The 14,523-nt window shown below is 37.5% G+C and carries 13 protein-coding genes and 1 tRNA gene; 11 read left to right on the forward strand and 3 right to left on the reverse strand.

The window, feature by feature from the left end:
* Nucleotides 1–72: 72 nt before the first annotated feature.
* On the reverse strand, nucleotides 73–300 hold the full coding sequence (locus HMPREF9455_RS08415) for a helix-turn-helix domain-containing protein (RefSeq protein ID WP_006799223.1): 228 nt from the start codon (nucleotides 298–300) through the stop codon (nucleotides 73–75).
* A 170-nt stretch (nucleotides 301–470) separates the two neighbouring features.
* Here HMPREF9455_RS08415 and HMPREF9455_RS08420 point away from each other — a divergent pair, with 170 nt between their 5' ends.
* The 6 genes from HMPREF9455_RS08420 (at nucleotide 471) to HMPREF9455_RS08445 (ending at nucleotide 3,107) form a co-directional block, all read left to right on the forward strand.
* Nucleotides 471–803 carry a hypothetical protein gene (locus HMPREF9455_RS08420; protein WP_006799224.1) on the forward strand — a complete coding sequence of 111 codons (333 nt, stop codon included), beginning with the start codon at nucleotides 471–473 and terminating at the stop codon, nucleotides 801–803.
* On the forward strand, nucleotides 800–1,264 hold the full coding sequence (locus HMPREF9455_RS08425) for a Mov34/MPN/PAD-1 family protein (RefSeq protein ID WP_006799225.1): 465 nt from the start codon (nucleotides 800–802) through the stop codon (nucleotides 1,262–1,264). The genes HMPREF9455_RS08420 and HMPREF9455_RS08425 overlap by 4 nt, the downstream gene beginning before the upstream one ends.
* On the forward strand, nucleotides 1,257–2,096 hold the full coding sequence (locus HMPREF9455_RS08430) for a DUF6602 domain-containing protein (RefSeq protein ID WP_006799226.1): 840 nt from the start codon (nucleotides 1,257–1,259) through the stop codon (nucleotides 2,094–2,096). Before HMPREF9455_RS08425 ends, HMPREF9455_RS08430 begins: the two co-directional genes overlap by 8 nt.
* A 135-nt stretch (nucleotides 2,097–2,231) precedes the next feature.
* Nucleotides 2,232–2,519 carry a helix-turn-helix domain-containing protein gene (locus HMPREF9455_RS08435; protein ID WP_006799227.1) on the forward strand — a complete coding sequence of 96 codons (288 nt, stop codon included), beginning with the start codon at nucleotides 2,232–2,234 and terminating at the stop codon, nucleotides 2,517–2,519.
* Complete coding sequence (locus tag HMPREF9455_RS08440; RefSeq protein WP_006799228.1) at nucleotides 2,516–2,797, forward strand: DUF3876 domain-containing protein; 282 nt, start codon at nucleotides 2,516–2,518, stop codon at nucleotides 2,795–2,797. The genes HMPREF9455_RS08435 and HMPREF9455_RS08440 overlap by 4 nt, the downstream gene beginning before the upstream one ends.
* A 13-nt stretch (nucleotides 2,798–2,810) precedes the next feature.
* On the forward strand, nucleotides 2,811–3,107 hold the full coding sequence (locus tag HMPREF9455_RS08445) for a helix-turn-helix domain-containing protein (RefSeq protein ID WP_006799229.1): 297 nt from the start codon (nucleotides 2,811–2,813) through the stop codon (nucleotides 3,105–3,107).
* Nucleotides 3,108–3,169: 62 nt separating this feature from the next.
* On the opposite strand, the gene HMPREF9455_RS08450 is transcribed toward HMPREF9455_RS08445, so the two are convergent.
* The gene (locus HMPREF9455_RS08450; protein ID WP_006799230.1) at nucleotides 3,170–4,390 is read right to left on the reverse strand and encodes a site-specific integrase; all 1,221 of its coding nucleotides are present in this window, start codon (nucleotides 4,388–4,390) and stop codon (nucleotides 3,170–3,172) included.
* A 239-nt stretch (nucleotides 4,391–4,629) separates the two neighbouring features.
* A tRNA-Asp gene (locus tag HMPREF9455_RS08455) sits at nucleotides 4,630–4,706 on the reverse strand.
* Nucleotides 4,707–5,491: 785 nt separating this feature from the next.
* Between HMPREF9455_RS08455 and mgtA the strand changes: the two genes are divergently transcribed.
* The 5 genes from mgtA (at nucleotide 5,492) to HMPREF9455_RS08480 (ending at nucleotide 14,489) form a co-directional block, all read left to right on the forward strand.
* Nucleotides 5,492–8,149, forward strand: a complete 2,658-nt coding sequence (mgtA, locus tag HMPREF9455_RS08460) for a magnesium-translocating P-type ATPase (RefSeq protein WP_006799231.1) — start codon at nucleotides 5,492–5,494, stop codon at nucleotides 8,147–8,149.
* A gap of 12 nt (nucleotides 8,150–8,161) precedes the next feature.
* Nucleotides 8,162–8,863, forward strand: a complete 702-nt coding sequence (locus tag HMPREF9455_RS08465; protein ID WP_006799232.1) for an MgtC/SapB family protein — start codon at nucleotides 8,162–8,164, stop codon at nucleotides 8,861–8,863.
* Nucleotides 8,864–9,022: 159 nt separating this feature from the next.
* Complete coding sequence (locus HMPREF9455_RS08470; RefSeq protein ID WP_006799233.1) at nucleotides 9,023–10,132, forward strand: efflux RND transporter periplasmic adaptor subunit; 1,110 nt, start codon at nucleotides 9,023–9,025, stop codon at nucleotides 10,130–10,132.
* Between the two features lie 6 nt (nucleotides 10,133–10,138).
* Nucleotides 10,139–13,252 (forward strand): efflux RND transporter permease subunit, encoded by a 3,114-nt coding sequence (locus HMPREF9455_RS08475; protein ID WP_006799234.1) that lies wholly within the window; start codon nucleotides 10,139–10,141, stop codon nucleotides 13,250–13,252.
* On the forward strand, nucleotides 13,239–14,489 hold the full coding sequence (locus HMPREF9455_RS08480; RefSeq protein WP_006799235.1) for a TolC family protein: 1,251 nt from the start codon (nucleotides 13,239–13,241) through the stop codon (nucleotides 14,487–14,489). The genes HMPREF9455_RS08475 and HMPREF9455_RS08480 overlap by 14 nt, the downstream gene beginning before the upstream one ends.
* The last annotated feature ends 34 nt before the right edge of the window (nucleotides 14,490–14,523 follow it).

Here is a 14,523-nt window from a genome sequence, read left to right on the forward strand (position 1 = left end):
GCATACACTGCTTCTTCAGGCCCATAGCACGTTTACGAGCGTTCTTCTCTAAACAGTCGTCTATTAAATCTTTCAGGCTACCGACAATAACACGGCGGCCTCGCCGGGAACTGTTATAATGGGGGGGATTGTTAATACCGATTCCAGAGAGGATTCAGGATCATCACAGTTTAATGCGGCTTCATACTCGGCTATGACTTTATGAACGGTCTTACGGCTGACATCCAACTCCCTGGCTATAGCCCGTTTACTGTACCCAACCGTGCGGTACATGTGAATAATTGTTTGTTTTTCCACCATTGTTATCATTTTAGCCTCTGTGTTGGTTAATACACAAAGGAATTTATAATGTTAATATTTGTTAGTAAAATGTAGAGCTTTATTAGATGCTCTCACACATTTTACTTAACTGGTGGTATACTTTTAAATTATTTTAGTGGACTACTTTTCAATTATATTATACAGGACTAATGCATATTTTAGATAAATTAGAACTTCCCAATATAATAACTATTTCAATTACAAATAAATCGAAAGCGTTAGTATGTGCTTGTACTCCTAAAAGCTATAGATGGGTAATGAATCAATATCAAAGTATTCTTGATAATGATACTTCTGATATGTATAACCCAACAGGTTGTTGGAGTCCAACATTTAAGGCTTCTTATAACGACATTCAAACACTTGTTCAATATGCTGTTAAGCAGCTGAATTATAAGATGGAAAAAGGATTCCCCCTCAATAATTTCACATTAGAAATAGATGAGAGTAATAATATTGAAATCAAACTGAAAGAATATTGAGACTACATAATCATGAATTAGATGTTTTTATTGAAGTGGAGGAAACTTTGATAGATGAATTAAGCAAGACTGGAGAGAAATATTTACCTAAAGAATATGGAGGTTTTCTTGTTGGATACTATAATGATACTTTCAAGACTGTTTATATCACAGATTATGTTTTACCTATAAAATATAAAAACACGTCTACCAGTTTTGAAAGAAAGCCTGATGGTTTAGAGAATGTTTTTATAGAGCTATATAAAAAAGAGCCTTCACAATATTATATTGGAGAGTGGCATACACATCCAAATGGACTACCTTATCCAAGCATATCAGATAAAATAGCACTGAATAAGATAGCAGAAGATAAATCAACACCAATAGAAAATCCAATAATGCTTATAATAGGGTATAATATTAAAATAACATCTTTTGCTTTTTATGTTTCTGTAAATAATAAATTATATAAATATGAATGAGACTCCTACTGAAAATAAAGAAAGATTAATGCTCCTTTTTGAAAGCCTGCAAAAACAAATGTTAGCCGAACTAAGTACTAATCGTTTGTTTATAGATCATCCTGGTACAAAAGGAGATTCTATTGAAAATGTTTGGATAGAATGGCTTAGAAAATATCTACCTAATAAATATTCCGTTGATAAAGCAATAGTAATAGATTCACTTGGTAATATTAGTCACCAAATGGATTTAGTTATTTATGACGAACAATTTACTCCTTTCGTATTTAATCAGAATGGTATAAAATATGTTCCAGCTGAAGGAATTTATGCTGTTTTTGAAGTAAAGCCAGAAATTAATAAAGGTTATATTGAGTATGCAGGAGAGAAAATAGCCAGTGTTAGAGCGTTGCATAGAACCGCTACTACATTTATCAATGGTGGACGAAAATGTTCTCCGAGAGGATTTATAAAGATTTTAGGCGGAATATTAACTATATCTAATAGTTTTACAACGGAAAACAATGAAACACTAGAAAAACATCTTAAAAATCTAAAGGCTCTAGAAAGTATGGAAATGGGGTGTATTGTAGATTATGGCTGTTTTATTATAGATTATCTAAATCCTAAAGCTGTTGGAGATGAAAACGATTTTGGTCAAATGGATGAATTTCGCAGATATTACTCTGAACGAAAAGTTCAGAAAATAATATTTAGCAGTTCTCAATATGCTCTTGTTTCTTTTTTCTTACAATTGACTCGTTATTTACAACAAGCAATAGGGACTATTCCTGCGATAGATCTGAATGCTTATGCTCATTCTATTGATTTTAAACTAGATGAATATATTTAAACAATAAAAAGGACATTCTCTACCACCTACTGCCTTTACACCTCATTTCTCCAAACCAGTCAATATTCTTTATTTATTTGCAGGTAAATCATTGCAATGATAATAGTTTAAGTAAAAATTAAAAGAATATTTGATATGGAAATTATAGCAATAGAAAGACAAACTTTTGAGCTTATAAAAGATCGGCTCATACTTTTTGCCAAGCAGATCAAAAAGCTTTGTACAAATGAACAGCCAAAAGATAAATGGCTCGACAACCAAGATGTATGCGAACTACTGAGTATTTCGAAGCGTAGTTTACAATATTATCGTAACTGTGGTAAACTATCATTCTCTCAAATCAACAATAAATGCTACTACAAAGTATCTGATGTTCAGAAACTTTTGAAAGATTCATTAATCCAAAAACCGAGTAAGCCATGAAAGAAGAAATGCTGTTCAATTTGGATGTTTTTATTGGTAATTGGGAGAGTGTAAATCTACATCCAACTGTGATGATTTATAAAAATGATAAAGGCTATTTGTTGAGTATAATTCATATAAATGAAACGACCCAACAAGCACAGCCTGCCACTTATGAAATTCTAGCTGATGAGATTGGTTATTATATCTTTTATGATCTCAAAAGAGTGAATGTTACATATGACAGAAAGACTGATTTGCTAACATTATCTTCTTTAGGAGACTATATGCGAAACTAATAAATAAAGGTCTATGGAAATATTAAATAAAAAGTCGGACGAGATTGTTTCTTTTCTTAGCGTGTTGGATGAATCCCTAGATTCTATCAAAGTCGCATTAACAAACAGAACTCCACATTTGAATGGAGAGAAGTATTTGACCAATAACGATGTTAGCAAACTTCTGAATATCAGTATCCGATCTCTTCAAGATTGGCGAGATAATGGGACTGTCGGTTATATTCAGATCTCGGGCAAGATTCTTTATCGACAGTCGGATATTCTCAAATTGTTAGAGGATAATTACGAAAAGTCGTGGAGAGAAGACTAAATGAAAATAGAAAAGCGAGCTTAAAAACTCGCTTTTCTTGTATCTAGCTAATACAAATATGTTTAACCAAACTTCGCTTCCACTTGTTGCATGTCTCTTAATATAGAACTATCCAAGACTTTAGCATAGTGTTGGGTCATCTTCGTGCTAGAATGTCCCAGTATTTTAGACACATTTTCCAACGATACATTATTGGCTAAAAACACTACCGTAGCCGCCGTATGGCGGGCTACGTGAGTCGTAAGTCTCTTCGTAATACCGCACAGATCAGCGATTTCTTTCAAGTAAGAATTCATCTTTTGATTTGTCAGAACAGGTAATAAAACTCCATTTTTTAAGCACAAAGGATGATCTTTATATCTATCAATGATTACTTTAGCTGAACTCAGAACAGGCACATTACACATATTACCTGTTTTCTCACGAGGCTTGCGAATCCATAGGGCATCATTATTATCTTTCAACAGATGTTCTGGTCTAAGATGCTTTACATCAACAAAAGCCAATCCTGTAAATGCACAGAAGATGAAGATATCTCTAACAACTTCTAGCCTTTTGATAGTGAATTCTTTTTTTATCAGTATGTCTAATTCTTCTTGTGATAAAAACTCAACACTAACTTGGTCATGCTTAAATTGAATTCCCACAAAAGGATCTTTCTTTATCCATTCGTTGGCTAGAGCAATTCGGATAACCTTTTTCAGACTCTTTAAATGCTTTAAAGCTGAGTTGTGTTGCATATTTCTCTCAGTCTTCAGGTAGAATTCTAAATTTTGAATGAATATGCGATCAACCTCTCTCAACAATATATCATCTTTCTTATAGGTGTGTTTAATATAGGCTTTGAGAGCTTTTAAAGACGTCTCAAACTTTTCGACAGTAGATATAGAGAAATCCTTTCCAACTAACGCACGACATCGCTTATTATGCTCCGAATAGATTTCAATAAGTGTTTTCTGTGATTCATCCCGACCATATAGCTTATCTCGGATAGCATCTGCTGTTACTCGTTTACCATCAATTTCTAATTCCCGATGTATTTTCAGAATTTTTGCTCGCATCGTATCGATATAACGATTGATTTCCGTTCCGACTTTTCCCGAAGATGTACAAGATTCTCTTGGCTGATTCCAATGGTCAACAGATACACTTCTTTTGATAGAGATATCTACTGCCCGATTGTTGACAGTGATACGCATACAGATAGGAGCTTCCCCATTTCTTAATAACTTGTGCTTCCTGAGTAGAAAGTTCACATTGAATGTACTTTTCTTAAATCCCATGATTCATTCATTTTTACATTAACAAAATTACTACTAAAATCCCATTTTGTTGATATGTAAAATATTGAATTATAAAGAATAAGCTACTGTGAAAGTGGGATATTTTCTTTCGTTTTTTAAGTCCCACGGCTAAGCCTTTTTTGACTGCTTCTTAATGGGATTTTCTGCTAGGGTCTGAAAACAAAAAAGTCCTGAATTCTGCTGAATTTCAGGACTTTTCGTCGATTTGTAAATCTTATTGGCGGTATGGACGGGACTCGAACCCGCGACCCCCTGCGTGACAGGCAGGTATTCTAACCAGCTGAACTACCACACCATTTTGTTTTGCTTTTTTATTAGCAGCATTCCCTCTCAAATGCGATGCAAAGATATGACAAGGATTTGAATCCTGCAATAGCTTTGAGCAGTTTTTTTAGAATAAAATTTAATATCATTGGATTTCAGAGGATTAAAAATATGATAAAATTGAAAAGTTATTAGCGGAAGAGTGTTTAGAGAAGAAAATACTAGGATTAAAATCAGAAGAAGAGGAATTTACTCCACTTATTTTGATTAAACCCAAAGTAAAACAGAAACTCAAAATAGTGCATGAGTCCCATAATGAATTATACAGAAATGAAATTATCTGCTATAAGAGTTGATTTAAGAGTACATTAAGTACGCTTGAAGGCCTTAGAATAAACTGTATATACCATTTTTAGATCTCGATAGAGAACTTCTATTAGGCGGTTAGACATTTCTTCGGCAGAAAGACAGTAAAGAAAATTATATGAATCTATTTTCTAGAATATTGCGGAGTATATAAAATAAAGCTATAGAAAGGAGATATGCTAAAAGAGATCTTAATTTGAAGTAGTCACAATTTAATCTTTTTATAATGTTACTGTTTTTATTGGTAACTGTCAGATTAAATCGTGACTATTTCAGATAAAGTATTTTTTTCAATTTACAAATTATTCATTCTCATAGAAATCTCTCACCTCTCTTTTATAATAGTTTTCTAATAGCTTCTTACCATTTTCTAATAATTTTCTAATAGCCTTTCGTATTTGGTAGAGATACCTTTGTCCGAAAATTAAAGATCTATAAAATACTATAGCGATGAAATTTTTGGGAAAACTAAAAAAGAAAAATACAGAATTCGCTTTCAATAGCGAAAAATTATTTCTTGCTGCATCACAATCCAAAGATCAAGTTTATTCGTTTCTTAACTCGCGCCAGGAAGGACTCTATTCGGCAGAAGCAGTTAACCGATTAAAAGAGTTTGGTTCGAACGAAATTATAGTAGAGGCCAATAATAAATGGTTTGTCCTTTTACTAAAGGCCTTTATCAATCCTTTTATCGGGATACTGATGTTTCTGGCTCTGATTTCTATTATTATAGATGTCATTCTGGCAGATCCTTATGAAAGAGAGTGGATGACTGTTATAATTATCACTACGATGGTCACTTTAAGCGGATTGCTCCGATTTTATCAGGAGAGGAAAGCCAATAAAGCGAGTGAAGCTCTGAAAAAAATGGTCAATAACAAGGTTTCTGTTTTTCGTAAAGGCTCAGATTCCATTTTAAATATAAACATTGTAGACCTGGTTCCGGGTGATGTCATTTTTCTTTCCGCAGGAGATATGATTCCGGCTGATGTGCGTATTGTTTCTGCAAAAGACTTATTTGTAAGCCAGTCTTCGTTGACAGGAGAATCTGATGCTGTGGAAAAAACATCTAACACCTTAGGGGAACATCCGGCTAAAACAGGAAGTGTTATTGAGTTGAATAATATAGCCTTTATGGGTTCTAATGTTATAAGCGGATCAGCCCGAGCTATTGTGGTAAGCACAGGAAGTGCCACATATATGGGAACTATTGCTAAAAATATAGTGGGTAAACGTGCTCAAACAAGTTTTGACAAAGGCATTAACAATGTCAGTTTACTTCTGATCCGGTTTATGCTTGTTATGGTTCCTTTTGTTTTCTTTATCAATGGATTTACAAAGGGTGACTGGTTCGAGGCTTTTTTGTTCGCACTATCGGTAGCCGTAGGGCTTACTCCCGAAATGCTTCCGATGATAGTTACCTCCAATCTTGCAAAAGGTGCAGTAAAGATGTCGAAGCATAAAACGATTGTGAAAAATCTGAACTCGATACAAAATTTCGGAGCGATGAACATACTTTGTACAGATAAGACAGGTACATTGACACAAGATAAGATTGTTCTTGAGAGGTATCTGGATGTAGACGGGAAAGATAGTGAACGGGTTTTACGGCATGCTTATTTTAATAGCTTCTTTCAGACCGGATTAAAGAACCTTATGGATAAAGCAATCTTGGCCCATTGCCATGAATTGAAATTTGGAAATTTGGGCGAACAATATAAAAAAGTAGATGAAATACCTTTCGACTTCAACCGTCGCAGAATGTCTGTAGTGGTAGAGGATGCGCAAGGAAAAAGGCAGATAATAACAAAGGGAGCCATTGAAGAAATTTTATCGGTTTGTATGTTTGCTGAAATAGATGGCGTTCCGGTTCCTGTATCCAATAAGATAAGAAAAGAGCTTCTCGAAATCAGGACTAACCTCAACAAACAAGGAATGAGAGTGCTGGGGGTGGCACAGAAAAGTTGGGTCAGTAAATCAAACTCCTTTGCAGTTGAAGACGAGTCGGAGATGGTGCTTATAGGTTACCTTGCTTTTTTAGATCCGCCCAAACCTTCGGCATCGACAGCTATTAAAGCATTACACGAGCATGGAGTGGAAGTGAAAGTTCTTTCGGGAGACAATGAACTTATCAACAAAAATGTATGCCAGCAGGTGGGACTCAGCATCGAAAATATTCTTTTGGGAAACCATATAGAAGAAATGAGTAGCGAGGAACTCGAAAAAGCAGCCATCAAAACGAATGTTTTTGCCAAACTGACACCCTTACAAAAATCAAGGATAATAGAAGCACTTCAAGCTACAAACAATACTGTAGGCTTTTTGGGCGATGGAATAAACGATGCACCTGCATTGCGTCAGGCTGATATCGGCATCTCGGTCGATACAGCTGTAGATATTGCCAAGGAGTCGGCAGATATCATTTTATTGGAGAAAGATTTAATGGTACTTGAAGAAGGGGTTATCGAAGGACGTAAAATCTTTGGCAACATTACCAAATATATCAAAATGACGGCAAGCTCCAACTTTGGAAATATGTTCAGTGTGCTTGGAGCCTGTGCATTCTTTCCGTTCCTACCTATGCTACCTATACATATCCTGACACAAAACCTTTTATATGATATTTCACAGGTTACAATTCCTTTTGATAGTGTCGATAAAGAGTATCTGCAAAAACCACGGAAATGGAATGCGTCCGACCTGAAACGTTTTATGATATGCATAGGCCCGATCAGTTCTATATTTGATATTGTGACATATCTGGTGATGTGGTATGTCTTTAAATGTACGCTTCCTGAAGACCAATCTTTATTCCAGTCAGGATGGTTCATTGAGGGGCTTCTTTCCCAGACACTCATTGTTCACATGATACGTACCCGCAAGATTCCATTTATACAAAGTCGGGCTTCCTGGCCTGTCATGATAACCACATTTACCATTATGGCTATCGGCATTGCCATACCATTTACAGCCTTGGGGGCATCTATAAAGCTGACTCCTTTACCCTGGTCATATTTCCCATGGTTGATCGGCATACTGTTAGGCTACTGCTTCCTGACACAGTTTGTAAAGAACTGGTATATAAATAAATTCCATAAATGGTTGTAAAAGATAGAAATTATGTTCTCATTTATCATTCATATTACACTGGCACTATTTTTAGGAATATGCATCGGTCTGGAACGGCAATTTCGCCAACGTGCAACCGGCCTTCGCACCAATACACTTGTAGCTTTGGGTGCTGCCATATTTATGCTGATAGCTTCCCGCATCGGCGGAGATGCTCCGGGGCGTATTGCCTCTTACATTATCAGCGGTATAGTTTTTTTGGGTGCGGGTGTCATCCTCAAAGACGGAGCTTCGGTCAGAGGGCTTAATACAGCAGCCACTTTGTGGTGTACAGCGGCTATCGGTGCTTTTTGCGGACTTGGATACATCTATGAACCATTGATAGGGACAGCTTTCATTATTGGAGTACATATCTTTTTACGCCCTGTTTCGAATAAGATCATGAGAATCTGGACGTTTGCAGATAAAGAGTCGGTCGAGTATCATTATAAATTTGTAGCCTGCTGCAAAGAAGATGTGGAAAACCATATTCGGGTGCTGTTTGTCCAATATATAGGCAATAACAACGATTTAATGTTGAGATCGTTGAGTAGCCTCGATGCTGACAGCTCATCTTCTGCAATCATAGAAGCCGATATTATTAGTTTCAGTAAGCAAGATGCTACCATCGAAAAAATAGCCTCTTTCCTTACACTGGAAAGCGGTATATACTCTATAAAATGGAAAATAGATAATATAGACACCCATACATAGAAAAATAGTCAGGGATTAAGAAACCTATGACATCTGTAATTATTAACTACCGGTTATAGCTTTAATGTTACTTAATCCCTTTCTTCTGATAATCGTCTAACAGCACCAAGTATTAAGGTCTATTTACTTTTGCATTCGATATTAATCCTAAAAATAAACATGATGAAGAGAAAAACTTTTCAATTACTACTATTCGTATCTGTTATCTATTTTGCAGGCTGCAAAAATAATGAAACTCAATATGATAATAGTTCATTCGTGGTAAAAGGAGACAGCGTTTTTATTAAAAATGAAGATGCCGTACTTTCACAGATTAAACTATCCGAAGTAGGAACTGCTCCTTATTCTAAGGAAGTGATAACCGCAGGAATAGTCCAGCCAATCCCCACACAGTTTGCATATATAGCACCGCCATTTGCTGGAAGGGTTGTTAAATCATACATCAAAATAGGGCAAAAAGTGCAGGCTAGTACTCCTTTGTTTAAAATCGTATCTCCGGATTTCACAACTGCACAAAAAGAATTTTTTCAAGCAAAATCTGAAAAAGACTTAGCCCAAAATGAATTAAAACGAAAAGAAGACCTACTGAAGAATGGAGTCGGCTCGCAGAAAGAAATGGAGGAAGCATTAAGTACTTTACAAATAGCGGAGAAAGAATACGAGAATGCTTATTCCGCGTTACAGGTCTACCATGTAAATGCCGAAAATATGACTTTAGGCCAGCCGCTTATCATACGTTCACCGATAGTAGGAGAAGTGATAAAAAATAACATTGTAACGGGACAATATATAAAAGATGACTCTGATCCTATTGCCGTTATTGCTGATTTGTCGCAAGTCTGGATAAGTGCACAGGTAAAAGAAAAAGATATCCGATTCATCCATGCAGATGACGATATGGATATTTATATTGCAGCTTACCCTGAAAAATCCCTTAAAGGAAAAGTCTTTCACGTAGAAGAAGCTGTGGATGAAGACACCCGGGCTATAAAAGTGCTGTCGTTTGTCGATAATAAAGACGGACTGTTGAAGATAGGCATGTACACAACAGTTTACTTCTTGAATAAACCATCGGATTTTATACAAATACCCGAGACCGCACTTTTACAAGGAGAAAAAGACAGTTATGTATTTGTTAAAAAAACTCCCGATTTATTTTTGAAGATTCCGGTAGAAGTAGAAGCAACCCGCAACGGAAGGGCTATTATTTCCAAAGGGCTGTCAAATAAAGATATTATAATCAGCGAAGGCGGATATTATTTAAAATAACGAATCATGAAAAAAGATTTAATGCTAACTGTAATACAAAAAAGATGGGTAGTATTGTGCCTGTTTGTATTACTATGCGTATTCGGATATTATTCCTGGAAACAACTATCGGTAGAGGCTTATCCCGATATTGCCGATGTCACATCGCAAGTAGTAACTCAAGTACCCGGATTGGCTGCCGAAGAGGTCGAACAGCAAATAACCATACCCCTCGAAAGAGCCTTGAACGGCATGCCCGGCATGCATGTAATGCGTAGCAAGAGTACATTCGGGCTGTCGATGATTACCATTGTTTTTGAAGATGGAATCGAAGATTATTGGAGCCGCCAGCGTGTACAAGAGTGTCTTAATGAAGTAGAATTACCATACGGAGCATTACCGGGACTAGATCCGCTGACTTCTCCCACAGGCGAGATTTACCGCTACATCATAGAAAGTGATCACCACTCGTTGCGTGAACTCACCGACCTCCAAAACTGGGTAATTATACCCCGAATAAAGGAAGTTCCGGGTGTAGCCGATGTGAGTAATTTTGGCGGTATCACCACACAATACCAAATAGAAATAGACCCGCACAAATTAGAGCAATACAGTTTGTCCCTCGATGAGGTAATGGACGCTATTGAAAACAACAACTCCAATGTGGGGGGCAGTGTGCTGAACCGAGGAGATTTAGGATATGTTGTACGAGGGATCGGACAAATTACGAGCCTTGAAGATTTAGGTAATATCGTAGTCAGTTCAGAGAAAGGTGTTCCAATATTTCTGAATGATTTGGGGAAAGTTAAATACGGAAACTTGGAAAGAAAGGGTATTCAGGGATACTCAGACCGTAGTCGCGAATATTCGGAAACTGTAGCAGGCATCGTTTTACTCTTAAAACATGAAAACCCGTCTATCGTACTTGAAGGAATCAGTGAAGCTGTTGAAGAACTGAACAATGAAATATTGCCCGAAGATGTACATATACACACCTATCTGGACAGAACCGAATTGGTAGATACCACCCTACACACTGTTTCTCGAACACTCCTCGAAGGAATGCTCCTTGTAGTAGTTGTACTGATCATTTTTCTGGGAAACTGGCGTGGAGCACTACTTGTAGCACTTACTATTCCTATTTCACTGCTTATTGCTTTTATTCTGATGCACTTTACTGATATTCCTGCAAATCTGCTTTCGCTGGGAGCCATCGATTTTGGGATTATTGTTGATGGTGCCATCGTGATGATGGAAACAATTTTAAAGAAACGAGAAGACCATCCTAAGCTGCAACTGGAAGAAGATAATATAGTCAAACGAGTAAAGGAAGTTGCTAAACCAATCGCTTTTGCTACAATTATCATTATCACAGCCTATTTGCCCTTATTTGCATTCGAAAGAGTAGAACGAAAGCTGTTTACCCCTATGGCATTTACAGTCGGATATGCTTTGTTAGGTGCACTGTTGGTTGCATTATTTCTTATTCCGGGTATCGGTTATGCATTGTATCGGAAGCCAAGAAAAATTTATCACAACAAATGGCTCGAAAAACTCACGCTGAAATACTCTGAAACTGTCAATTCAATTCTGGCTAAGCCTAAAAAAGTAATCGTATCGATTGTAGCAATATTTGTAGTTGCCGTTGGTCTTACTGCCTATGTTGGAAAAGATTTTCTTCCTACCCTCGATGAAGGGTCTATTTGGCTGCAAGTAAACTTACCGCCGGGAATATCTGTGGAAAAATCGAAAGAACTGTCGGATATTCTTCGTCAGCGTACGATGAAATACCCGGAAGTTACTTATGTGGCTGTACAGGCCGGACGGAATGATGACGGAACTGACCCGTTTACTCCTTCGCATTTTGAGGTATCGGTAGGGATAAAACCATATAGTGAATGGCCAAGAGGTAAGACAAAAGACGATTTAATACAGGAATTAGCGGAAGAATACGAAAGTATGCCCGGCTTTAAAGTAGGATTTAGTCAGCCCATGATAGACGGAGTGATGGATAAAATTGCTGGAGCACACAGTGAATTAGTTGTAAAAGTGTATGGAAACGATTTCAGAGAAACCCGACGGATAGCCGAGGATGTTCTCGAAACACTCAAAGGTGTTGATGGAGCAGTAGACCTGGATATTGATCAGGAACCACCTCTGCCACAATTGCAGGTACATATGGACAGGAATGCAATAGCCCGATATGGACTAAACATAGCTGATGTAAGCAATCTGATAGAAGTAGCCATCGGCGGAAAAGCCATCTCACAACTTTATCAAAACGATCGGGTATACGACATCACTTGTAAGTATATAGAGAGTGCCCGTGATACACCTGAGAAGATCAAAAATCTGACACTAACATCTTCCACAGGAGCTAAGATTCCTTTGTCACAAGTCGCAGATGTAAGACTAAGCACGGGCGAAAGTACTATTACCCGCGAAATGAATAAAAGGCACCTGACAGTGAAGCTTAATCTGCGAGGACGTGACTTATCTTCTTTCTTGCAGGATGCACAAATCGCTATCGAGAAAAATGTAAGCTATGATCACGACAAATATCATATCAAATGGGGAGGGCAATTCGAGAATCAAAACAGGGCATATTCCCGTCTGGGTGTTATTGTGCCATTGGCACTGGCTATCATGTTCATGCTGCTGTATGCTGCATTCGGTAAATTCCGCCAGGCAGGATTGGTGCTGATGATCGTTCCTTTAGCCTTATTCGGCGGTATGCTGGCTCTCAATGTGCGAGGAATGACACTTAATGTCTCTTCTGCTGTAGGATTTATTGCTTTATTCGGTGTAGCTATCCAAAACGGAGTCCTTATGATTTCGCACATGAACGGATTACGCCGGGACGGTTTCAGCCTGATTAACGCCGTCAAAGACGGAGCACGTCACCGATTCCGCCCTATCCTGATGACCGCAACGGTAGCCATATTGGGATTACTTCCGGCATCGTTAGCCACCGGCATCGGCTCGGATGTTCAACGCCCTCTTGCTACAGTTATTGTCTACGGGCTTATGTTCTCTACTATCATCACACTATTTGCTCTTCCAGCTTTCTATTATCTGATAGAAAGAAAAGCCGAGAAGTACGAAGAATCAAAAACAGAGAAAAATTATGAAGACAAATAAAATATATACAACCATACTGGTTCTATTTTCCCTAATGAATTTTGTGTCCTATACAAGGGCACAGGATTCAACGAAAAAAAATATAATAAGCCTATCTTTTCAGGAATATCTGAATCAGGTAGGAAAAAATAACCTGAACTATCTGACGGAAAAATACAATGTCAATATTGCCGATGCGGAAGTGATTGCTCAAAAAGTCTTACCTGACCCGGAACTTACATTCGAAGGGACAGATGAAAATTTCTCGATGGGACTTAGCTATACCCTTGAGTTAGGCAATAAAAGAGGTACTCGGGTGCGTCTGGCTAAAAGCCAGGCTGAACTGGAAAAACTGGCTCTGGAATATTACTATCAGGAATTGCGAGCCGAGGCGGCAGATTTATATCTGGATGCCATACAGCAACGCGAACTTTTAGACATAAAAAAGAGTTCTTATGATTATATGCTGCAATTGAGCCAGTCGGATAGTATTCGTTTCAAGTTGGGTGAAATAACCGAGATTGATGCCCGGCAATCGAAACTCGAAGCTGCAACCCTCTTGAATGAAGTATTTGAACAGGAGGCTGTATATCAATCGGCATTGGCAACACTTAATCAGTATATGGGGCAAACAACGCTCTCTTTAATGAATCTTTCCGGCAAGTGGGAAAATATCGATAGAAATTATTTATTGCCGGAATTAATTACAATCGGATTGACTAGCCGCGTTGATTTATATGCCGCAAAAAAAAATATAGATGTAGCAGTTAACCAGTACAAATTGGTTAGAGCCGAGCGAAGAATGGATCTGGGACTTTCTGTCAGCTATGAAAGAGACTGGCATGGATTTTTTCCGCCATCCAGATCGGTAACGGCAGGAGTGTCGATTCCTCTCCAGTTTTCTAATTTGAATAAAGGAACTCTAAAGGTGGCTGATTATGGCATAGAACAGACCAAAGTGCAGAAACAAAACATAGAATTACAGATTCAAACAGAAATATCTCAGGCTTTTTTCCAATTTGAGGCGTCCCGGAAGAAATCAGAACAATACCAGACAGGATTATTGGAAGATGCTAAAAAAGTTCTTGACGGCATGGTTTATAAATATAAGAGGGGCGAGAGTAACATCACTGATGTTCTTATAGCTCAGCGCACATATAATGAAGTACAGGAACTGTATTTGGAAACGATGAAAGGATATGCATCATCGTTAGTTGCACTTCAAAAAGCGTGTGGCATATGGGATATTGATTTTTAAATTTTAGGTATCTTTGTTCCAACAGAATCAGCGA

Source organism: Dysgonomonas gadei ATCC BAA-286, from assembly GCF_000213555.1.
Classification (GTDB): Bacteria; Bacteroidota; Bacteroidia; order Bacteroidales; family Dysgonomonadaceae; genus Dysgonomonas; species Dysgonomonas gadei.